This is a genomic window from Proteiniphilum propionicum (assembly GCF_022267555.1).
Classification (GTDB): Bacteria; Bacteroidota; Bacteroidia; order Bacteroidales; family Dysgonomonadaceae; genus Proteiniphilum; species Proteiniphilum propionicum.
In genome coordinates, this window is sequence record NZ_CP073586.1 from 1,391,231 (window position 1) to 1,412,498 (window position 21,268).

The 21,268-nt window shown below is 40.3% G+C and carries 22 protein-coding genes; 10 read left to right on the forward strand and 12 right to left on the reverse strand.

Features of this window, described 5'->3' with window-relative positions:
- Positions 1-265 precede the first annotated feature (265 nt).
- Positions 266-667, forward strand: a complete 402-nt coding sequence (locus tag KDN43_RS05460) for a hypothetical protein (protein WP_238868650.1) — start codon at positions 266-268, stop codon at positions 665-667.
- 41 nt (positions 668-708) lie between these two features.
- Here KDN43_RS05460 and KDN43_RS05465 read toward each other — a convergent pair whose 3' ends face one another.
- Positions 709-930 (reverse strand): hypothetical protein, encoded by a 222-nt coding sequence (locus KDN43_RS05465; protein WP_238868651.1) that lies wholly within the window; start codon positions 928-930, stop codon positions 709-711.
- A 282-nt stretch (positions 931-1,212) separates the two neighbouring features.
- On the opposite strand from KDN43_RS05465, the gene KDN43_RS05470 reads away from it, so the two are divergent.
- The 4 genes from KDN43_RS05470 to KDN43_RS05485 all read left to right on the forward strand — a co-directional run bounded on the left by KDN43_RS05470 (position 1,213) and on the right by KDN43_RS05485 (position 4,812).
- Positions 1,213-1,647: a LexA family protein gene (locus tag KDN43_RS05470; protein WP_238868652.1), complete on the forward strand. Its 435-nt coding sequence runs from the start codon at positions 1,213-1,215 to the stop codon at positions 1,645-1,647.
- A complete protein-coding gene (locus tag KDN43_RS05475) occupies positions 1,647-2,900 on the forward strand; it encodes a Y-family DNA polymerase (RefSeq protein ID WP_238868653.1) in 1,254 nt (417 codons plus the stop codon). Before KDN43_RS05470 ends, KDN43_RS05475 begins: the two co-directional genes overlap by 1 nt.
- A 101-nt stretch (positions 2,901-3,001) precedes the next feature.
- Positions 3,002-3,448 (forward strand): hypothetical protein, encoded by a 447-nt coding sequence (locus KDN43_RS05480; protein WP_238868654.1) that lies wholly within the window; start codon positions 3,002-3,004, stop codon positions 3,446-3,448.
- Between the two features lie 725 nt (positions 3,449-4,173).
- A complete protein-coding gene (locus tag KDN43_RS05485) occupies positions 4,174-4,812 on the forward strand; it encodes a DUF6266 family protein (protein ID WP_238868655.1) in 639 nt (212 codons plus the stop codon).
- A 119-nt stretch (positions 4,813-4,931) separates the two neighbouring features.
- Here KDN43_RS05485 and KDN43_RS05490 read toward each other — a convergent pair whose 3' ends face one another.
- On the reverse strand, positions 4,932-5,117 hold the full coding sequence (locus KDN43_RS05490; protein ID WP_238868656.1) for a hypothetical protein: 186 nt from the start codon (positions 5,115-5,117) through the stop codon (positions 4,932-4,934).
- On the opposite strand from KDN43_RS05490, the gene KDN43_RS05495 reads away from it, so the two are divergent.
- From KDN43_RS05495 to KDN43_RS05505, 3 genes are all read left to right on the forward strand, one after another.
- Positions 5,116-5,385, forward strand: a complete 270-nt coding sequence (locus tag KDN43_RS05495) for a hypothetical protein (protein WP_238868657.1) — start codon at positions 5,116-5,118, stop codon at positions 5,383-5,385. The genes KDN43_RS05490 and KDN43_RS05495 overlap by 2 nt on opposite strands.
- An 82-nt stretch (positions 5,386-5,467) precedes the next feature.
- Positions 5,468-6,055, forward strand: coding sequence for a glycoside hydrolase family 19 protein (locus KDN43_RS05500; RefSeq protein ID WP_238868658.1), 588 nt, complete (start codon positions 5,468-5,470; stop codon positions 6,053-6,055).
- A complete protein-coding gene (locus tag KDN43_RS05505) occupies positions 6,052-6,729 on the forward strand; it encodes a hypothetical protein (protein ID WP_238868659.1) in 678 nt (225 codons plus the stop codon). The genes KDN43_RS05500 and KDN43_RS05505 overlap by 4 nt, the downstream gene beginning before the upstream one ends.
- Before the next feature lie 121 nt (positions 6,730-6,850).
- Here KDN43_RS05505 and KDN43_RS05510 read toward each other — a convergent pair whose 3' ends face one another.
- Positions 6,851-7,705: a CPBP family intramembrane glutamic endopeptidase gene (locus KDN43_RS05510; protein ID WP_154469524.1), complete on the reverse strand. Its 855-nt coding sequence runs from the start codon at positions 7,703-7,705 to the stop codon at positions 6,851-6,853.
- A 234-nt stretch (positions 7,706-7,939) separates the two neighbouring features.
- Here KDN43_RS05510 and KDN43_RS05515 point away from each other — a divergent pair, with 234 nt between their 5' ends.
- Both KDN43_RS05515 and ltrA read left to right on the forward strand, forming a co-directional pair.
- On the forward strand, positions 7,940-8,128 hold the full coding sequence (locus tag KDN43_RS05515; RefSeq protein ID WP_238868660.1) for a hypothetical protein: 189 nt from the start codon (positions 7,940-7,942) through the stop codon (positions 8,126-8,128).
- A gap of 319 nt (positions 8,129-8,447) precedes the next feature.
- A complete protein-coding gene (gene ltrA / locus KDN43_RS05520; protein ID WP_238868661.1) occupies positions 8,448-9,749 on the forward strand; it encodes a group II intron reverse transcriptase/maturase in 1,302 nt (433 codons plus the stop codon).
- 71 nt (positions 9,750-9,820) lie between these two features.
- Here the strand turns inward: ltrA and KDN43_RS05525 are convergent, their stop codons facing one another.
- The 9 genes from KDN43_RS05525 to asnB form a co-directional block, all read right to left on the reverse strand.
- Positions 9,821-10,912 carry a hypothetical protein gene (locus KDN43_RS05525; RefSeq protein WP_238868662.1) on the reverse strand — a complete coding sequence of 364 codons (1,092 nt, stop codon included), beginning with the start codon at positions 10,910-10,912 and terminating at the stop codon, positions 9,821-9,823.
- A gap of 172 nt (positions 10,913-11,084) precedes the next feature.
- On the reverse strand, positions 11,085-11,747 hold the full coding sequence (locus tag KDN43_RS05530; RefSeq protein ID WP_238868663.1) for a hypothetical protein: 663 nt from the start codon (positions 11,745-11,747) through the stop codon (positions 11,085-11,087).
- 574 nt (positions 11,748-12,321) lie between these two features.
- Complete coding sequence (locus tag KDN43_RS05535) at positions 12,322-13,098, reverse strand: NERD domain-containing protein (protein ID WP_238868664.1); 777 nt, start codon at positions 13,096-13,098, stop codon at positions 12,322-12,324.
- A 41-nt stretch (positions 13,099-13,139) separates the two neighbouring features.
- Entirely contained in the window at positions 13,140-13,628 is a 489-nt protein-coding gene (locus KDN43_RS05540) for a hypothetical protein (protein ID WP_238868665.1), read from the reverse strand.
- Positions 13,629-13,835: 207 nt separating this feature from the next.
- Positions 13,836-15,212 carry a tyrosine-type recombinase/integrase gene (locus KDN43_RS05545; RefSeq protein ID WP_238868666.1) on the reverse strand — a complete coding sequence of 459 codons (1,377 nt, stop codon included), beginning with the start codon at positions 15,210-15,212 and terminating at the stop codon, positions 13,836-13,838.
- Positions 15,213-15,949: 737 nt separating this feature from the next.
- Positions 15,950-16,732, reverse strand: coding sequence for an acyltransferase (locus KDN43_RS05550; protein ID WP_238868667.1), 783 nt, complete (start codon positions 16,730-16,732; stop codon positions 15,950-15,952).
- Positions 16,733-16,743: 11 nt separating this feature from the next.
- The gene (locus KDN43_RS05555; RefSeq protein WP_238868668.1) at positions 16,744-18,255 is read right to left on the reverse strand and encodes a class I adenylate-forming enzyme family protein; all 1,512 of its coding nucleotides are present in this window, start codon (positions 18,253-18,255) and stop codon (positions 16,744-16,746) included.
- Positions 18,256-18,279: 24 nt separating this feature from the next.
- Complete coding sequence (nadE, locus tag KDN43_RS05560) at positions 18,280-19,263, reverse strand: NAD(+) synthase (RefSeq protein ID WP_238868669.1); 984 nt, start codon at positions 19,261-19,263, stop codon at positions 18,280-18,282.
- Positions 19,264-19,286: 23 nt separating this feature from the next.
- Positions 19,287-21,266 (reverse strand): asparagine synthase (glutamine-hydrolyzing), encoded by a 1,980-nt coding sequence (gene asnB, locus KDN43_RS05565; RefSeq protein ID WP_256448723.1) that lies wholly within the window; start codon positions 21,264-21,266, stop codon positions 19,287-19,289.
- Between the last annotated feature and the right edge of the window lie 2 nt (positions 21,267-21,268).

The following is a 21,268-nucleotide window of genomic DNA, read 5'->3' on the forward strand; positions in this document are numbered from 1 at the left end:
TTGTGTTGCTCGCCTGCGAATCGCTCGGGCTGATCGGGGTGTCACACTTTTTGTAAATGTACCATTCCACTTCTTCACCGGTGTTCCTTTCTAATCATGTCGCTTTGCCGTTTTCATTCCGCTCAATACGTCGCTGTCTCGCTCATACTTCGCTTCGACAGTCTCCTCCTTTCACTGCATTCATACCGCATCGCTCTCTCTGTACTGCACCGCCGCGTAACAGCAGTGCTCGCTCCGGCTCTCTTTCTGTCGGCTGCCGACCCTCATGCTTCGGGTCGGACTGCCTTCATCTCTCGCTACGCTCTCACCGCTACGCTCACCAGCGATTACCACTGTCGCTTTTGCCGTGTGTGTTTCATTCTCTCCGTCGATTACCGACCCTCATGCTTCGGGTCGGATAATCTCCTGCGCTCACTGCACGCACACCGCATCGCTCTGTTACCACTCATTCCGCTGGCCAGGTGGTTGCTCACTCATGCTTCGTTTCGACAACCACCTGGCAGGCTCCATTCGCTCAATTTGCCCTTTCTGTGTTCATTCTCGCTCACTCAGTCGTTATGCTTCGCTTATGCTACGCTCGTCAACTCCTTCGTTCACTTCATTCACACAGCTCAGCTTTTTAATGGCAAATGCTTTGTTACGTTCGTCAGGTGTTAATATGCTGTAGCCAAATCATCAAACCTTTACCCTGTCACCTTCCTCACTCACTCAGCAATTGCCAGTTTCCGATGCCTCTGAACAAAAAGTGCGCCACCCCTGCTGGGGGCAGTAGGCGTCAGGCGCCCTCATGCTTCGGGCTCCCTCCTTCCACCACCCTCGCTCCACTCGCTGCGGCTCGCGCCTTGTCTCTCCGCAAGGAAAAAACACGTCGCTGCGCTCCGCAGTTTTTCCTTTGCTCCATTCCAGCTCAGGGCTGCATAACCTGTTCACGACATTTCAACCACCTTTCTCAAATGATGTTATGAAATATTATAAACATTCTCATTTAATCCAAAACAGACAAGAAAACACACGTCGCTTCGCTCCGTGTCCTGTTTTCTTGTTTCGTTCCAGCCGCATTTTGTTTGATAATGTTCTACTAAATCTAACTTATACTATTTGAAACAGAATAAAGAAGTAGGAAAGAATAATTAAGCTAATTCCGCCAAAACAATATACTTTTTTAATGAAAAACTTTCTTCGTGTCCAGTTGAAAAAGTCTACATTTGTTTCATGCAAAAGGAACTAAACGCGCAGAAAATCGGACTCATTCATCCTGAAAGCTCTGAACAGAAATATCCCTATATCGGAGATATTCAGGCTGGGTTTCCCTCGCCGGCGGAAGATTTCTTCCACGATTACATCAGCCTGGATGAACTGCTGATCGATCAAAAGGAGTCAACATTTTTTGCCCGGGTGACCGGCAGTTCCATGAGCAACGATTTCAACGACGGTGATTTGCTCATCATCGACAAGAGCCTGGAGTGGGAGGAAAATAAAATCGCTCTCTGTTTTATCAATGGGGAATTCACACTAAAACGCATTAAAGTAAAAGATGGGAAATGTTTCCTCGTTCCTTCGAACCAGGATTTTCCCCTTATCGAGGTCAACTATGAACAGGGGGTAACCATCTGGGGCATTGTCAAATATTCAATACGCAAACATTGATGTACGCACTGATCGATTGCAATAACTTTTACGCCTCCTGCGAGAGGATTTTCAACCCCTCGCTGAATGGCAAACCGATCGTTGTTCTCTCGAACAACGATGGCTGCGTTATTGCCCGATCCAATGAAGCCAAAAGCCTGGGCATCCCGATGGGTGCTCCGGCGTTTGAATATGAATCTGTTTTTCGCAGGAATAATGTAAAAGTGTTCTCTGCTAACTTCCCTTTGTATGGAGACATGAGCCATCGGGTGATGAGCTTGCTTTCCAACTTCAGTCCTCAACAGGAGATCTATTCCATTGATGAGTGTTTTCTCAATCTCGAAGGTATTAACGTGGATCTTCAACAATATGGACTGCAGATGAAGTCTCGGGTTGAGAAAGGCACCGGTATCCCTATCAGTATCGGCATCGCGCCTACTAAAGCACTCTCCAAATTGGCCAACCGGATCGCAAAGAAATTCCCGATCGAGACTGGTGGCAGCTATGTGATCGATACCGATGAGAAAAGGATTAAAGCCCTCAAATGGTTGAAGGTGGAGGATATCTGGGGTGTCGGTAGAAGGAATGCGAAAAAACTATATGCTATCGGTGCCAACAAAGCAATCGATTTTGTGCAACTTCCGGAATCCTGGGTGCTGAAAAATATGACGATCGTCGGATTAAATCTTCAAAAAGATTTGAAAGGAATCCCGACCATCGAGATGCTTCCCGTGGAGAAGAAAAAGAGTATCGCTACAACCCGTACCTTCGAGACTGATCTCCGCACCTTTGATGAGGTGCGGGAGCGCATTACTACTTTCACGGCCATGGGTGCCGAGAAGTTGAGGGAGCAGCGATCACTTTGCAAAAGGATCGTCGTTTTTCTCGAAACAAATCGTTTCAAAGAGCATGAAACGCAATATTACCCATCTATTCTAATAAAATTGCCTTTCCCGACTAACTCTTCACTGGAGTTGGTGAAGTTTGCCAACATGGGTTTGAAACAGATCTACAAGAATAACGTCTATTTCAAGCGGGGTGGGATCATGTTGACGGATTTTGTCGATGCCAATGAATTCCAGCCATCGCTCTTTTTCAATTCAGATCCAAGACACAAAAAATTAATGAAGACCATTGACGGGTTAAATCAGAAATATAACAAAGATGTGGTTCGCCTCGCCACACAAGACACACGCAAACACAAAATGCGCCAGGAGCACCTTTCCAAACATTTCACCACCGACATCAATGAAATTCTTACCGTAGGAAAATAAATTCTAAATTGTATAGCTCCTGTCTCAAAATAAATAATTATACTTGTAGTTCAAAACATAATTTTCTTCCTGCTTTCTCAAACTATTACACTTTTAGAACCATGAAATCCATCCACTCGAAATCATTATTCCTGCTTTTATTCTCTCTGATCCTTACTGGTTGTAAGACCTATTTTATTCCTGTTGTAAGTTTTACTGAACAGATGAAAGACATCGATTCCGTCGAGTTGAAAACTGTCTACACCAAAGGACCCATGGGAGATGTTGTGAGTTATGAAACATACCCTATTGATTACATAAAATGTGTCGACAAAAATAATAATCCTTTCTTGTTGAAGAATAGTCCATCTATTGAGATCCGTTTCACGGATAAGAATAATAAACGGACATATTTTTACTTTGATCAGATTTACGTTCAGGATGCCATTGTATTTGGAGATGGTTCAAGATTTATCAATTATCAGAAACAGATCCCGCTAAAAGAGATCCAGAAGATCGAAGTACAAGACGGTCGTAAGAAATTCAAATACGTCGATAAAATCGATTAAACCACATTGTAGCCTCAACTCTGATTAATTCGCTTCTCATTCCTCGATAAATGAAAACCCCGCAAAGGTACGGTGGCTTTTACTGTAATCTTGCAAGGTCAAGCCCTCTGGGTTTCCGATGAAATCTCCAATTCCGCTTCCGCTGAAATCGTATTTCACCGGAAAACTTTGCCGATTACAAAGCCACCCTTTGCTGGTCGCTAAGTTTTCAACTTATTCCTTCCCTTATTTATCCAAATTACTGAACTAAATCCCTGACTATATTTCGGCAGTAATCTCGTCATACTGCCAAAATATAGTTATGCCAAGACCTCAAATATTTGTAACACACGCTTTATGCTGGATCCAATAGCGTCGAACAAAATAGTACCGTCGCGTCGCTACAAATCGTACTGCGTGATTGTTCCGAACAATGCAAAAATCATTAGATTTTATTAGTGCATCGTTAGAGTATTGTTAGATTTTTGCACAACTCCAACAAGGCAACACATTGCAAAACAATGCATAATAACGTATCCTTCACTAAGTTAACTATTCATCCATTACTCATTGTATTTTTATTCCCGGAGTGCTTCGGATAGATAACTAGGTTTGGTTACATGTTTCAACCAATAGGTACCAGCTTCATATCGATACTGAATCCGAATATAAACCGTACCAAGCCCGTACCAAGTCCGAATCAACTTCGAAAAACTGGATGTTTAACATTTTAAATTCAATCTATCATGGGTACAATTAAAAAAGGTGTGTTAGGTGGATTCTCCGGCAAGGTGGGCACTGTTGTCGGTGCGTCCTGGAAAGGCATCGACTACATCCGAAGCCTTCCCGCAAGTGTGAAGAATCCTCGTACCGAGGGTCAGGTGACCCAACGGACGAAATTCACTGTGGCCCTGGATTTCCTCCGGCCAATCGTAGCCTATCTCAACGTGGGTTTCAAACCCTACACCAGCAAGCAGTCGGCCTACAACGCCGCAATGTCCTACAATGTCAGCAACGCTGTAACGGGTACGTTCCCCGACTTCGAGTTGGATTATCCCAACGCGCTGGTCTCCAAGGGTAGTCTTCTGGGTGCTGAGGATGCTACTGCAACCGCTGCTTCAGGTAGCATTTCTTTCGCCTGGACTGATAACAGTGGGGTCAGCAACGCCTTGGGTGCCGACATGGCAATGCCGCTGGCATTCAACATCTCGAAGGGTCAGGCTGTCTTCAAGACGAATGGAGCTGAACGTTCCACCGAGGCTGACGTGCTGACGATACCGGCTAACTGGACCGGTGACGACGTTGAGGTTTATCTGGGCTTTGTCTCCAAGGATGGTTCACTGGTAGCTACCAGTGCTTACCTCGGACAAAAGACGATTGCTTAGGTAGTCGGATGATTTTCCCTAATTAACCGCTCCGCATTGGAGCGGTTTTTTACCGATTTCAATTAATCATATCACATTAATCCGATGTTTGAACTGCTCGACATACCATCTGAATGGCTCTACACCCTGGGATCTTTTGCCGGTGGCGGTGCCCTCGGGGGACTGATCTCTTCCATCATCAACCGCAGGGAAAACAGACGGATCAAGCAAAGCGAAGCTTCACAGTCCGAAGCATCGGCCAAGCGGGAGGATGCCCTGGCCGCAACCGAGATGATGGGACTCCTGGAACGCACGGTCGCCCACATGGAGAAAATGAACTCTTACAATAAGTCCAACTCAGAGGAATTGCTGAGGATGCTGAAAGAGAAAGAGAGCATTAACGAGAAATTGAAAAAGGATATCGCCCTGCTCCAGTTGCAGATCATGGAAGATCACCGACGGATTACCGGTCTCGAGAAGACGGTAGAGCGTGAGATCCGCTGGCGTAAGGATGGGGACGATCACTACTGCATGGTGGAAGATTGTCAAAACCGGGTACCACCGCGTGGTACATTCAAACGGGTTGAGGAATAACTATAATTCCAACGGTTACTCAAAACTATCAACTCCAATTTTTCTTATGCAGCAACGAATCTAAACTCAATCCCTCAACATCATGAACCGGCATCTTTTCTTTCAGGAAATCAACCGTTCGCTCTTCCTTGGAAAACTGAACGACCGCCAACGGGAGGGGATCCTCCACAAGCTGGCAGCGTTCACCAAGTTCGAGGTGACCGACGACCGGTGGCGTGCCTACATGCTGGCCACAGCTTATCACGAAACCGCCCATACCATGCAACCAATAGAAGAGTGGGGAAAAGGTCGCGGGAAATCATATGGGAGAAAGATAAAACAGAGTGGACAGATCTATACCTGGCCGGATCAGATCTATTATGGCCGCGGCGATGTCCAGCTCACCTGGTTTGAGAATTACGAACGAATGGGTGATCTGATGGGCCTGCCGCTCCTGGAACAACCTGAACTAGCGTTGGATCCCGAGATCTCTGCCCAGATCCTGGTGGAGGGGATGATCCTGGGCAAATCCAATCGGGGCGACTTCACCGGACGCTCGCTAGAAGACTATTTCAATCACCACCGCGACGATCCCTTTGGTGCCCGGCGTATCGTCAACGGACTCGATAACGCCCATACCATCGCGGGGTACCATTATAAATTCCTCGAAGCAATCCGAAAAGCATCATGATGAACGAACAAAAACTTACAGCTTCACAACACACAATTGTTGTACCAAATGCTACACCAATTTCTGCACCAGTGATTGTACAAGTGATTGCACCAAATAGAACTGCACCTTTTGTCCTGTTGCTCTTAGCAACCCTGCTCTTTCTGGTCGGCTGTAAACCCAAACAAATAATCACTGAAAAAGTGGTGACAACGATCGACAGCTCAGCTGTGATCTCTTTAAAGAATGAACTTCACGCAAAGGAAATACAAATTGAAAACTTCAAAACCGATTTTAGGCGCCTAAGAGATGAGAACAGCCGCTTGTTGAGTGAAGCCTCAAGTCACACGATAAACTACGACACCGCGGCCACTGTGGATCCCAACACGGGCAAATATCCCATTGCAAGTGAAACCATCACCCAAAGCAAAAGCCAAATCGATAAAACGATCAGTAAGTTTGAGATCCTCAACCAGAAGTACAACAATCAAATTAATAAGCTTGCCCAGGAAAACCAAAACCTTGAATACACCCTTGAAGCTTTAAAAGAAGAAAACCATTCTCTTAAAGAGAAAATCACTCCAACAACCGGATTTAATTTCCGACTATTCTTTGCAGGCATGATTTTCGTTGTTGTGCTTATAGCAATTGGTTTTAAATTCAATATATTAACCCTCAAAAAACAAGCAGGATAAAATAACGGATGGCGGTATGGCCAGTAAGGGAGTGCGGGCGATTCACTATCAAGTTACACCAAAGTTTGAGGCGGGCTACTGCGCTTCGCATACCAATGAAACCCTTATTGGCTATACCGTATTAGCGGCTGGCATTTATGATAGTGATATTATTTTCATTAATTATTCGATTTCTTCTCAACAATAAACCAACAATCAAATAGAATATAGATGTTATTATCCCGGTAATTGGTGAAATCAATATTTCTTTACCGGATGCAATTGTAATATGTCCGTCTATTATCAAGTGGTTTATCAGAGAATCTTCAATCATGTGCAAAATTACAACAGGCCATATTGATTTAGTAATACGATAAAGTTCAACAAACATTACTGACCAACATATCATTGAAAAAACCGCAATTATGGCAAATACGGCTCTGTCAACTGGTAAAACTTGGTACATGTCCGATCTTGGAAGAAAAAACAAGTAGTAAGGCAAATGCCAAATTCCCCATACCCCGCCAACAATAAGGTAAAGCCAAACATCTTTTGTTTTAAGTTTTAATAGTTTTGCAGCTAAATAACCTCTCCACACAGATTCTTCAAATATATTCTTAATGAAATTCACAATAAGGGTGCTTGTAAATCCCATAAGATAAGCGGTTATTCTAAAATTCGAAAAATTTATCCATCCTGATAGTTTTCCAATAGCAAGTATGGATATTGTAACAACTGGGAAAATTAACAATGAAATAATATACCATTTGACGTTTCCCTTAAAATTAAGTTTTAATCCAATATCTTTCCAACCGTCTCCGGCAAAGAGCCTAAGTATTATTGTTGTCAACAGGGGTAAAATCAACCAAACTCCCATTCCTAAGGAATCGCCATCGGTTTGCTGCTCAAGGGATTTGTCAATTAATAAACCAAGCCATCCACTTGCAACTGCAACTATAATAAATATACCTATGTTTTTAATTGGTTTTTTGTTCATTAGTTTAATACGTTAATTGGTTTTTGACTCCATGCTTGCCGCTAACGTGTTACGTGTATGGTGTCGTTTGGCGATTGGAAGCACGAACCTTTCAAACTAACACAAATTTTATTAAATGTAACACCCTTGAATTTAGCACTATCCGCCAAATGATTTATACACTTTGTGTGCGCCCTGCATGAGCAGAGCGCACCTGCTGCAAGCAACAGTAAAATTTCAAAATTACAAATAATTTTGGTTAAACAATGCTCTAAGCAGGTGTATTTTTCCAGGGGGTGCAAGTCCCTTATGCACGGGGTCGTGCCCGAAGCATTAGCAAGTCGCAAGCTGGTTGTTGGTGACGACAGCAGTGAAGGAAGCGAGACTGCAAAATCCGGTACTGACGAACAGAAACGGTATATGAGGCATAATTGTCTTGGGTAAGCAACCACATCATTGTAACGCCCAAAAGGTAGTTTGTGGACAGATATGTAGATACCGCAGGGATTGGAGGAAGGAAAAAGCTCTTACCGGGGGAGATCTCTAAGCAGTAAAATGTAATGAGAAGTCAGCCGAGGTCATAGTAATTACGGAAAACGAGCCGGCAAGTGATAGAAATCCAGAGAGTCGGAGGTCTCACGAACGTAATGAAGGACTGAACGTTAAGAAGTTTTTAATGCGACATGGATTTTCAGCAATGAAATAGCCTGTAGCAAGCGAAACAGGGCAAGAGAAGATGATTAAATGAGCAAACAAAAACGAAATGGAATTGATCGAGCAAGTGATTAACCGTCACAACATGATGCGTGCATTGCAACAGGTCAGGCAGAACAAAGGTTCGGCAGGAGTTGACCGGATGCCTGTAAGCGAACTATACGACCACCTGACAAAGAACAGGGAAAGTATAGGGCAATCATTGTTAAATGGCACTTACTTGCCACAACCCATTTTGGGGGTAGAGATACCCAAGGGAAATGGGAAGACACGTCTTTTAGGTGTGCCTACCGTGGTTGACCGAATGCTTCAACAAGCCGTAGGGCAAGTTTTAGCCAACCGGTTCGAAATGGAATTTGAGGATTACAGTTATGGATTTCGCCCGAATAAGAATGCCCTGCAAGCGGTACTCAAAGCATTGGAGTATATAAACAATGGTTATCAGGATATAGTAGACATTGACCTGAAGAGCTTCTTTGACGAAGTAGACCACTGCATTTTGCTGCAATTGTTGTATCGCAAGGTAAAATGCCCGCTTACGCTGCGTCTTATCCGCAAATGGCTGCGAGCGCCGATTTTAATCAACGGGAAGTTAGTCAAACGCCGAAAAGGAGTACCACAGGGCAGTCCGCTGAGCCCGATTCTCTCCAATATCATGTTAGATGAATTGGATAAAGAATTAGACAGACGTGGATTAAAGTCTGTCCGCTATGCTGACGACTTTAGCATTTATTGCAAAAGCCAATGGCATGCCCGCAAAACAGGCAACGAGATCTTTCTCTTTCTAAAGAGTAAACTACACCTGCCTATTAATCGGGAGAAAAGTGGAATCCGTCGCCCCGTAAACTTTTCGCTATTAGGATATGGTTTTGTGCCCACTTACAAAAAGGGGGAAAAAGGCAAATACCAGCTGGTGGTAAGCGGCAAAGGATGGAAAAACCTGAAACTAAAACTCAAAGCCATCACCCGAAAAACCACACCCGCCAGTTTCGATGAGCGTATCCACAAACTGAAAGAAGTACAGCGAGGCTGGCTTCAATACTACCGCATGGCAAGTATCCAGGAAAAACTCAAAGATGTGGATGGGTGGGTGCGTAACCGGCTACGTTGCTGTATCTGGAAACAATGGAAGAAATCCGAACGAAGACGGAAAAACCTGATACGTTTGGGCGTTGACCTTGAACACGCATACAGCCACAGCCGTAGCCGAATGGGTACATGGGCGGTCGCCTGTAGCCCTATTTTGAAAACCACCATCACGGTGGAACGTCTGCAACAACGCGGTTACGAACCTATGTTTACTTATTATCAGAAAATTGCTCCATTTCTTAACGAACCGCTGTATACGTGAACCGTACGTACAGTGGTGTGAGAGGCTCTCCCCGTCAGCCAAGGCTGGCGGGGCAGTCTACTCGATTACCGCTAGTGTTTATTATTCCAATCAATTTTTGTAATCTCTTTGTCTTTAATTATAATCATTGAAACTTCTCTTTCTCTACCAAGTCCATAAAAATCAAGATTCATTAAAATCACTCCATTTTCGTATTGAGTTGTAATCGGGTCATGTGTGTATAAATCTGAATTAAAGAGTGGGTCAACAATTATTATATCCTTTTTTCTAATTTCAGATAGAAATGTCCTGTCTTGCCAATTAACCATATAGATTGTTTGCCCATTCCAATTAAAGCTTGAAAAAATCTGAACCCAATAAAAATCAAAAACAGTTTTGGGATGACCTGATTTATCAGAGTATCCAAGAGCATTTATATTTTTAGTTTTTGAGTCAAAATCTTTTAGATTAGACAGTTTTGAAGGGTCAGCAATTAATTTCAAATCAGCACTGCCCATTCCGTGTCCTAGATGCGATAAGACTTTATAGCCTTTATCTGTTTCAATTATCGAATTTGCACAAGTGGCCTCGGTAAAATATGTATTTTCATTTGCCCTGTTATAAAAATAAACTGTTCCACCCCATTCTCCATGACAATCACAATAAGCAAGGTATTCCTTGTTCTCAAAAAGTTTTGGTTTTTTTTCAAACGGTAATTTTTGTTCAAATTTCGTCCAATTGCTTGTAGAGTCAAAGAGCCAATATTTTCCATTTGATAATCCACACAAATTATTGTTGATTAACCAGTGGTAATCAAATCGTTTTGTATTTAATTCTTTTTCAAGTTCCTCGTTTCTTGAAAAGTCTGATAGTTTATGACATACAAAAGTTCCAGGCTCAAACAGCGACACTATGTTTTCTTTGAATATTACCGAAAATGATAATGGAAATGAATTATTTTGATTAGGGTTTTCAAATACAATTTCTTTCTCTTTAAATTCGAGCGAAGATTCAGAAAGAATTATATTAAAGTCTTCTCCTTTATGAATAACAGGTAAATTCACCTTGTAATCATCATATTCTAGTCGTTCCCTAAACTTAGTAACAAGAGTATCAAAATCGTTCGTTTGACAGAAACAATTCAAAAAAGAAAAACTCAATAATCCAATCAGTATATGTTTCATTGTATGTAGGTGTTTTCTTAACATTAGCGGTAACGTTGACCTGTATGCGGTCGGCCGGGGCTTTCAGACCCCATAAGATTGTGTCAAGCCGTGAGCGGGTAATAAGGAAAAACGAAGCTTGCAATATGTTGTGGAGCCCCGGCTGGCGTATACAGATTGTTATGGGGCGTTATTATTCGAACTCTAATCTATTCAAATTATAAATACGTTTGGTTGTTTTATTTTCGTCTGTCTCAAAAATAATTTCAATACAGTCATTATCAATATAATGAACATTTTTTCTCCAAAACAACGATGATATTGACATGGAATAATCATTTAAAGGAAAGGGGCTTATTTCCTCAAGTTTATATGTCTTTCTTGCATTTCCTTTCTCATCATAGACAACAAAAACATTTACTCCATATCCAGTCGAATACCAATTATCAAAGGTCGCAATTGAAGAACCATCATTTGCCACTATCGCATAAGTAGGACAAATATCATTTAATAATGTCCTTTCCCAAATTAAAACGCTATCAGTTGTTCCTTTTACCATATATAACTCCCCTTTACATGGTATTAAAACAGTATCTTGGGCAGAAATGCTCTGCATAAACTTTTTCTTTTTCCGTAAAATCTTTTTGGTTTGGGGATGGTTGTTACTCTTGTAGTAATTCCATAGGTAATATTTGTCAGAAGTCCGTTTAGGGGTAATAATTAATTTAAATTCTTTATTATCTGAATAATATGTCTTAACACTCGGATTCCCCCAAGTATCCGCTTTTGCAATCATTGAAACTAAAAGACCAAAAAGTATCAATAAATAAATCGGATGTCTTAAAAGTCGTTTCATTTTATCCTATTATTTTATGTAATCCGCTGTTTGTCAATTTGTCAGGGTTTTTGTAATGCCCCATAACGTGTTGTTTACGCAATATTTTTACAACTTTCGTAAATACCCGAATTTATAACATTCGTAAATTGATATTGATAAATTATTAGTGCAATTTTATAGTGGATTGTATATCAATAAAATAATAACAAATAATAATTGTTGCTTTATTATCATTTACGAAAGTTCCAATTAATCCTAATGCAGAGGTGGAAACCTACGTTTTCATCAGTACCAGGGTTATAGATGCAAAACTAACAAATATTTAAATAAATAAAGAAAGATATCGATAATATCTCTCTTAAGGTTAAATGCGAATACTTAATGCTTTTATAATATTCTTTACATTTGGGACATAATTCCATGTTGTTTATATCAAAATTATATGCACATTTTTTACACGCAGTAATTGTATCCTCAAAGGAAAGGTATTTAATGTTGTCTTCTAGGTAGAGCAAAAATGCATCCTTCTTTATTATTTCATCATTTTTCTCTTTTACCTTATCTGTATTGTTCTCAATCGATTAATAATTCATTATTTTTCTTTAGAATATCTGCATTTTGGGTAATTTGAACAACCATAAAATTTTCCGTACTTACCTTTTCTCAATATTAAATTGCCTCCGCAACTTGGACAAATCAATTGCTTTTCTTTCTGATTCCTTTCAGATATACCAGTCTTAATCTGTTTTACTAGTTCTTTTTTTGCTTTTCTCTTATCTTTTCTGTCTTGAATATTAATTTTGTTTATCTTATTAGATATGACTTCAATCTCTCTAATCGATAAACATGGTATCCCTTTTTGCCCAATAATAGTTTTATATAGCCGTTTGCTATAAATTACGGGGACTATGGAATTTACGTTTTTGAGTATTGCAGTACCAGCAAAAACAACAATGGAGAAATACTTTATTTTACCGTAATCCGATAGAACATTTTTAATTGCATATATATGACCCCAATTTTGTTTAATCGGATTTCTAAATTTTGTTTTATTGCCATATATTGATTGTGTCCATTTTTCTGAATTCTCATGTCCATAAATCCAACCTGTGTAGTTCTTAGTCTCAATTACATAGATACCATATATAGAGATGACAATGTGATCTATCTGACAGTAACCTCTATTTGTTTTGATCAAAATATCATTTAGACTATAATATTCATCCTTTGGAAGCTTATTCAATTGTCTTCTAACCTTTGCCTCGCCTTTTTTACCTTTTAATATCGGTAGATACAATTTGTAAACAAAAGGTAAGATGACAATAATTAAAAACGCTAACAATAACAATATTTCATCGAAATTATGCAAGGTATTTTTTTATTATAATTATTGAGAGAACTTTATTTTGTTCATCTATCCAATAGCCCAGCTAAACAACGGTTTATTGCTTTTCTTATATCGTCAGCTTCTGTTTCTCCTTGTCCTTCAGCAGTACAAGAACTCATAAGTGTATGTGTTTTAGCGGAAATGAATTGGATCGTAACTTCAATTGTATAGCCACCAAGACCACCGGCGATATTTCTTTTACCGCTTTCTCCATAATTAACGATTAGGGTTTGGTCAATTAATTCTGGTTTTATCTCAGGCAATGCTATGAACCCTTCTTTGGTCAATATCCCGATTATAACATCACTTGGATTGACACTTTTGCTTGATGAATAATACTGTCCTCCGTAAGAAGACCCCGAACTTGAAGTCAAACTATTTGTTGATGCCACATATATGTATTTATAGTTCCCAATAAACTCGTTTTTTACAATTATAGGTGGTTTTAGAATAGCGCAGCTGTTAAAACCAGCGCAAATTATCAATAAAGAAAATAATTTCATTTTTTTCATAGCATTACTTATTTAGTTGACTTATAAGTTCAAACAGTCTTCCCTATTATACATTATTAATACATTTTTAGTAAAAACAAATATAGTAACTATTTTGATTGAACGTAGAATTGAATAAAAAATTAATTTATTAATTTCTATATTGTACAAATTCATTATATAACAGAGATTTTGTCTGAAAATGAGAAAATTACAATCTATAAAATACTAAATCACCCTCCCTGAGTTAATCGTAGCATACCTCTTCTCCGGATTCAGCAGCTTCATATTGATCTCTCTCCGCTTCTTGGCTGTCAGCTTCACATAGCCGGCAGTGACATCCTTCCTTGTACTATGGCCGACCATCTTTCTAACCACGATGGGGTTCACAAGTAATTCACTGGTGAGATGAGTGATGTAACTGTTCCGGGTATAGGAGGTCGATAGGTCCGGATCCAGTCCCAGTTCATTTGCTATCTGTTTGAGTGAAGTGTTGATCTGGTCTAAACTGAGCCTCATTGCGTTGATGATTTTTCGCTCATTGCTATCAGTGGGTTCAATGCCATTCAGAAAGGGGAAGATATATCCATCCTGGTCCTTATTCCCTTGCCGGTTGATTATTTCAATCATCGGAGGAAGTATTGGCACGTAAATAAATGTTGGTTTCGCTGTTTTTCTCAGTGTCTTTTTTCGCTGAAAGACGATTTCATTGTTCGACACATCGATGTTCTCATACCGCAATCGGCAGAGGTCACCGAAATTCAATCCGTTGCAGTAGAACATGAATACGAATATGTCGCGCGCGGTGGCCAGCGTAACATTTTCTGTCTGGTAATTCTCAATCTTCCATATCTGCTCAATCGATAATGCGATCTCTCTCCTGCCTCCCTCCGGAATGGCATATTTACCCCTCGTCACGCCAAAGGGGTACTTCTCAGCATCAATATATGGTTTATCACCCCTGTTATTATTAACGATTGCTCTCAATGTCCTCATGTAGATTCCCATCGTGGCAGGAGAGATCTCAGTCTCGAACCAGAACTTCTCGCACTCTTCCAGGAACCCGGTGGTGATTTCCTCAAAATTGATCGTATGTTCAATATCAAGGACATCTTTCCCGATGGTAACATGTCGCTTCTCCCTACAGAGTGCGATGAATGCATTTTTATCAGTACGATTTTTTAGTTGTTTGAAATGCTTGAACCGCATCAACGCTTTTATGGTAGCTTTGTATACCCCTGCACTGCCCAGCCTGAATTCACTTTCCAGGTAATCGATCTTATTTTTAAAAGCTTGATTCACGGTGATCTCTTGTGTGTCAATATTCAGAAATCTTGAATTGAAGGCTGCAAGGGTGAATTGATTATTTGATGCCAGATCATCGATAATCGGCTTGATGGTAGAGTGAAAGTATTTGTCTAACAAGGCCTTTGTCTCAGCGTGTTTTTTCAGATTACGATTTAAGAAAGCATCCCATTCCTGATCATCGTACTTTAACCCGGTAAAATAGTAAGATTGTTTACGCAGAAAAGTAACGCGCCAATAGATTGGTTGCTCATTTTTGTTCCTGCCGTTCTTTATTTTCCGAACCAGTGAAATTTTCACCCCGCTAAATGTATAGTTTATCAAAGCATTACAAAATAAATTGGGTCATACATAGGTCATACAAATGTAGAGAAACATCGAAAAATAACCAAATATATAGATAAAATTAACATTGGTGAAAATCATAAATAGCAGAAAAACAGATAAATAATATATATCGGTAAGAATCGATATATTATGTTTGCGGCCTCTTAATCAATGGGTCGAGGGTTCGAGCCCCTCCGGGGTCACTAAAAAATCAAGCACTTATCGATTCAAATCGGTAGGTGCTTTTTTTCATGTCATACATAGGTCATAATATGTCAATTCCACATCTTTGGATACTATTTCAAGGGTTCTCTGTTGGACCTATAAAGGCGTAACTCCGGTATTTTCCGAAGTTGATCCGGCGTTGTATATGCCCACTACCCTCACTGTATAGAACATTGACTGTAGATAGTGTGGCAAACAGATCTGACTTACCGGGGATATTTGAATGTAATAGATGTTCTGTGGAACTTGTAGCTGTTTGACAATTTTGAAATAGTCAATCTGCTTATATTTGAACATTCATTATTTTATAGTGCAACAATGCTTTAAGCTGATAAATTTCTTTACATTTGCCAGAGTTGGAATCCTCATATTTGATCAATGAACCCTTTTTTACGCAGGTATAGCATCAGAATGTACTGCTGATAGAAGGCCTGCCACTGATTGTCCACTACAAGGGATTTGATGAATGTTGACTGAAAGTATGTTCAAAGTGAATACATTTTTCCCTCTTCTGTTTTTGTCCACTCATCAAACCCTATTCCACTCCACGGCAGGTTCCTATCAAAATTATAGGGCCACGGATAATGTGGTCTTTTGTTTTCATTGGACCACAAATGAGTTACTTTCCCAATTCGTATCGCAGGGTTGCCTGCATGAAACTCAAAATCGGGTACATTTTTGTTTATAAGAGATTTGGCCCCTATCAGACAGTGTTTTCCGATGGTCAATCCTGGTAATATGATTGAGCCAGATGCAATTTGAGAAAAATTGTCGACAGTTGTACCAACCAGGTGATTGGAAGGAGGTAAAGGATCATTCGTGAAAACTACCATGGGATAGATGAAGACGAAACTTCCAAACATGCACTTGCTCCCTATTTGCACATGACTGTTTAAACGACAATAGTCGCCAAATTTCACATCTCCTTGCACATCGCTGAATGTCCCCACCGAACAGTGTTTCCCAAATATTGATTTTTCTCTGATGGAAACCATGTTCCCGGTGGCAAAGTATTCTCCAAACAGGCTACCCGAATAGATAATTGATCCGCTCCTGATAAGTGAATGTGCCCCGATCTGTGTTTTGGGATTTGTATAGTTGTCATCTTTGTAGTAGCGGGCATCCGGTTCACCAATAATACAATTATCCCCTATGATGGTATGATCCATAATCTCTACATGATCGTGAATAATTGCATTTCTCCCTATCTGCACATTATATCCAATAATTGCAGATTTACTTATCGCAATGTTTCTTTTTGTCCTCATCGTCATTTAATTTATGGAGTTTGATCCCCTTGGAAAGGATGTGATGGATGTGACTTTTTTTTACCAATCGCATTGAGATCAAACATCAATGAAAACTCAATTATTTTTGGCATTTTATTACTGGAAAGTTTTTGATTGCACAACATCGAAATTTTATTTTTCAACTCCTCTTGATCGCAGCCTTCATTTACAACAACCTTTGCTTTTATTGCTTCCCCCAGTAATTCATCCTCAATAGCCGTTACCGTGCAGTCAATAACTTCAGGAATTGTTGTGATTACCTCTTCAATCTCTTTGGGGCTGATGCGATACCCCCCTATTTTCAGGATTCCTTTCTTGCGGTCAGTCAGAAATAAAAACCCATCTTCGTCAAAATAACCCAAATCACCTGTGTATAGCCATCCATTTTTCAACGTTTCGCTTGTGCCAACCGGATCGTTAAAATAACCTTTCATGATGTTCTCTCCTTTCACAATTATTTCGCCAACTTCTCCAACCTTAGTTGATTGACCATCTTCGTTCACGATATCCAAGGTAACCCCGGGTATGGGATTGCCGACGGATCCGATTTTTAATTTTAGCAATGCTGGGGGTAGGTAGGTCAATCTTGCTGTTGCTTCCGTTTGCCCGTACATCACATAAAAGTCAATGGCAGGGAAAGCATTGACAAACTCTTCAATAAAAGCTTCATGAAGTTTTCCCCCTGCTTGAGTAACATACCGCAAATGAGCGAATCTTGTGTTTTTAAAAGTGAGTGATTTTCTCAATAACAGTTGAAAATGACTCGGAACGCCGGCAAAACCGGTTAATCGATACTTTACAAGGTTATCTATTACAGATCCCAGTAATGCAAAATTATTATGCAACAGAATGGCTGCACCCACTTTAAGATGGGTATGTAGAATGGATAAACCATAACAATAGTAGAGTGGAAGAACCAACAAGATGGAATCATCCGACCTCAGTTTTAAATAGGAGAGAATTGATTCCGTGTTGGCCCGAAGGTTCCTATGAGTCAGCATTACCCCTTTGGGAGCTCCCGTAGATCCGGAAGTGAACAAGATATCAGCTAATCTGTTTTCATTAAACAAACTATTTTGCGAAAGTTCCGTTCTGCTGTTTCCATTGCGCTCCTTCTGGGATTGTATGATCTCATCCAGCTTCGATTCATTGAATAATTCACTTCTGAATGTATGATTTTTCATTGATTGATCAGACGCAAACGAATATTTGCACTGGGTTAGACTTTCGATGTAACTCAGGTTTTCCTGCTCTATCGATGGATTCAATGGCACGCAAACATTTCCCGATTTGATGATAGCCAGGTAGCAGGTGATGAAAAATAGTGAGTTCTGACTGATTAAAATAATCTTGTTATCCTCGCCTAATCGATCAGAAAGATAGTCTGCCAGAGTCAAACTTCTCCAATAAAGCTCTTTGAAGGAAATTTTTTCTCCTTCATTCAAAATGAATTTTTTATCCATTTCTTTACCCTCACTGAACAGATAATCGAAAAGATTCATTGCAATGAAAAATTGATTATGAATTCAAAAGTATATTGTCTTGGATCTTAAATATTCGGTTGTCTTTCTTTTTCTCTGCAAGTTTGCAATAATACTGCCTGCCTCTTCCTCAGTTTTGCCTACCGAATCTGCAATTTCCTTTACAGTGTAATGATTCTCCGTACCATACATAATTAAATCCAAAGTCTCGTAGGGCATTTGAAAAAAAAATTCTTCCTGCGTTTGTTCCGCGCTGTATGTGTCGGTAGTGGGAGTTCTGTCAATTACTTCCTTTGGTATACCCAGGTATTTAGCCAGTTGATACACTTGCGTTTTGTAAAGATGGGTAATTGGCATCACATCTGCACCTCCATCTCCATATTTGACAAAAAAACCTTGCTCAAATTCTTGTTTGTTGTGTGTGCCAATCACGGCATAGTAAAGGCTCTCTGCGTAATAATAAAGCATAGACATCCTTGCACGCTGCTTAAAATTAGACGATGCAACAATTTGCAAGTAATCTTTCCTGGAGAGAATTTTCCTCTTTACTTCACCATTTGGGGTGACTATTGTTACAGAAAAGAGAGGGGGAATATTCCTTTCAGCAGATTGGTTGATGACGATTTTCGACTTGTCAGCCAGTGGATTGAACTCTGGAATAGCGTTTGAAATAGCTCTATTGCGACGTGCATAGCAGTTAAACCCCTTTAGGGCATCAGTTATGTTTTCAACAACCGCCTCTACTCCAAATTGTATTGCCAGTCGCCTGGCCATCTGTTCGCTTTCAGAGCTTGACTCTGATTCCGGCAATATTAGCCCTAGCACATTTTCAGGACCAAATGCCCTTACAGATAAAGCCAGTGTTGTTGATGAATCAATGCCTCCGCTAATTCCCACAACTGCACCCTTGCGATTAAATCGGTGAACCACAGTGTCATGCAGTTTCTTTACTATAGCATTGCACGCACTCTCAATGTCTTCAATATATAAAAGATCATGAGACAATTTTTTTTTCAGCTTTTTTCCCATTCATCTCATTATTTATATTGATGTTATCTGGAATAAACAACCCTGTCCAACTTTACAAGCTCCGATTCTATTAATGTTGGAACTGATTTTTCAACAAAACAGGAATTCAAAATCTGAGTCGACAAAATAGCAGTGAATGCCATACCATCAATTTCAGTTATGTGATGCATCAATTCCATCTTATCAAGAAGTAACTTCACCCTTCCATAGTCGAAAATGCCGATAGATTGTATCTTTTCTTTAGAAAGAAGTTCCTGTAGGTAGTCTGGCAGGTATTCTGAACGGAAAGAAGATGCAACGGGTGCTCTGTAAGGTTGCTTTTGTCTGGCAATAATTTTTTCAGGCACCCTGTTTCTCATCATCTTTTTCAAAAGATATTTCTCTTGCAACCCTTTCAGTTTGTAAGAGGGTCTCAACTTCATACAAAATTCAATTACACGGTGATCCATGAAAGGATATCGCCCATCAACAGAGTGAGCCATGGCCATGCGTTCACCTTGTGAAGACAATAGATACCCTGAAGTGAAAATGGTTGCTTCAAGCCATTGGGCACGTGACAAAAGATCGACTCCTTTCAGTTTTGACTTCAATTTATCTGAGAGCTCATCTACAGGGTGATAATCATTAGTCTCAGCTTTTATATCGGATGAAAAAAAACTCCTGATACGTGATGTATTGTTCCACCGCAACAAATGTGAGTAGATGGGGGAAGATGTTTCACTTAATTTGTATCCGAAAAACATCTTCAGCGCCATCTCGTTTGTATCTCCCATCTGCGACATATAGGGATAGAGACTTTTAAGCAACAAGTATCTGTACTTCGATGTGGGTTCTTTCGACCAAAACTCTCTTATCACCGCCTCCTTGTAAATATTGTAACCCCCCAATATTTCATCAGACCCTTCCCCGGTAAATACTATTTCGATATTACTATTTTTCACTAGTTTAGAGAGTAAAAATATGGGTACGGGAGCGCTGCGTAACAGTGTGGTTTCAGCATGCCATACCACCTCTTTAAAATTAGCAGCAATATCTTCATCGTTGCAGGCCAGTCTGTGGCGATTCGTTCTAAAGAATTCGGCTGCTATATCTTGATATGCTGACTCATCGAATTTTGGGTTGCTAAAGCCAATGGAGAAGGTATTGAGGTCCAGATCAGGGTGAATCTTTTTTATGTAGGAAATAATCACTGAAGAATCTAATCCTCCGCTTAGATAGGCACCATATGGTTGGGCAGGCTCTGTTCTGATGGATACAGCATCGCACATCAGCTCATCAAATTGATCCATAGACTCTGCCAGGCTAAGTCCGGAGTATTCTTCCGGCAAATAAACGGGATATTCCCAATAAGATTCAATTTTCAATCCTTCACGATTTATTGTGAGGTAGTGCCCGGGAGAAAGTTCAGAAACTCCTTCAAAAATTGTATCAGGAGTTATGGTTGTCCAGAATGTTGCAATCTGTGAGAGAGACCTGCCTGAAATCTTTCGAGTAACCTGTGGATATTCAAATAGAGCTTTTATTTCAGATGCGAAAACCAATCCGCCGGGTATCAAGCTGTAGTATATCGGGCATATACCCACTCTGTCGCGGGCAAGAGTCAGCTCTTCTTTCGCTACATTCAAGATGGAAAAGGCAAATTGACCGTTGATCATATTCAGGCATTTTATCCCAAAATGTTCATACAAACGAAGAACTAGTTCAGCATCTCCATCTGATTTGACATGACACCTCCTCTTGACCAGTATTGATTTTAATTCTGAACGATTAAACACCGATCCACTCCATACAATCCATAACGATTCCTCTTCATTTGAAAATGGCGATTCCTGTCCCTGCATAACATTTGAAGTGTTCTGCCCTTCACCCAATCCAACACAACCTGATACATATACGCCTATATGCCCTGATCCCCTGTGCTTTATCCGTGTAAGCATACGTCTTAAAACAGCCAAAGAATCAACAGTCCCACTTTTAGAAAAAAATCCAACCAATCCAGACATTT

Excerpts from the sequence above, each read along its gene's own strand:
- KDN43_RS05460 (WP_238868650.1), top strand. The coding sequence starts at position 266 with ATGCTTCGGGTCGGACTGCCTTCATCTCTCGCTACGCTCTCACCGCTA.
- KDN43_RS05470 (WP_238868652.1), top strand. The coding sequence starts at position 1,213 with ATGCAAAAGGAACTAAACGCGCAGAAAATCGGACTCATTCATCCTGAA.
- nadE (WP_238868669.1), bottom strand. The coding sequence starts at position 19,263 with ATGGGAAAAAAGCTGAAAAAAAAATTGTCTCATGATCTTTTATATATT.
- KDN43_RS05510 (WP_154469524.1), bottom strand. The coding sequence starts at position 7,705 with ATGAACAAAAAACCAATTAAAAACATAGGTATATTTATTATAGTTGCA.
- KDN43_RS05525 (WP_238868662.1), bottom strand. The coding sequence starts at position 10,912 with ATGAAACATATACTGATTGGATTATTGAGTTTTTCTTTTTTGAATTGT.
- KDN43_RS05485 (WP_238868655.1), top strand. The coding sequence starts at position 4,174 with ATGGGTACAATTAAAAAAGGTGTGTTAGGTGGATTCTCCGGCAAGGTG.
- KDN43_RS05555 (WP_238868668.1), bottom strand. The coding sequence starts at position 18,255 with ATGAATCTTTTCGATTATCTGTTCAGTGAGGGTAAAGAAATGGATAAA.
- KDN43_RS05500 (WP_238868658.1), top strand. The coding sequence starts at position 5,468 with ATGAACCGGCATCTTTTCTTTCAGGAAATCAACCGTTCGCTCTTCCTT.
- ltrA (WP_238868661.1), top strand. The coding sequence starts at position 8,448 with ATGGAATTGATCGAGCAAGTGATTAACCGTCACAACATGATGCGTGCA.
- asnB (WP_256448723.1), bottom strand. The coding sequence starts at position 21,266 with ATGTCTGGATTGGTTGGATTTTTTTCTAAAAGTGGGACTGTTGATTCT.
- KDN43_RS05550 (WP_238868667.1), bottom strand. The coding sequence starts at position 16,732 with ATGAGGACAAAAAGAAACATTGCGATAAGTAAATCTGCAATTATTGGA.
- KDN43_RS05530 (WP_238868663.1), bottom strand. The coding sequence starts at position 11,747 with ATGAAACGACTTTTAAGACATCCGATTTATTTATTGATACTTTTTGGT.
- KDN43_RS05505 (WP_238868659.1), top strand. The coding sequence starts at position 6,052 with ATGATGAACGAACAAAAACTTACAGCTTCACAACACACAATTGTTGTA.
- KDN43_RS05540 (WP_238868665.1), bottom strand. The coding sequence starts at position 13,628 with ATGAAAAAAATGAAATTATTTTCTTTATTGATAATTTGCGCTGGTTTT.
- KDN43_RS05490 (WP_238868656.1), bottom strand. The coding sequence starts at position 5,117 with ATGTGGGCGACCGTGCGTTCCAGGAGTCCCATCATCTCGGTTGCGGCC.
- KDN43_RS05495 (WP_238868657.1), top strand. The coding sequence starts at position 5,116 with ATGGAGAAAATGAACTCTTACAATAAGTCCAACTCAGAGGAATTGCTG.
- KDN43_RS05480 (WP_238868654.1), top strand. The coding sequence starts at position 3,002 with ATGAAATCCATCCACTCGAAATCATTATTCCTGCTTTTATTCTCTCTG.
- KDN43_RS05475 (WP_238868653.1), top strand. The coding sequence starts at position 1,647 with ATGTACGCACTGATCGATTGCAATAACTTTTACGCCTCCTGCGAGAGG.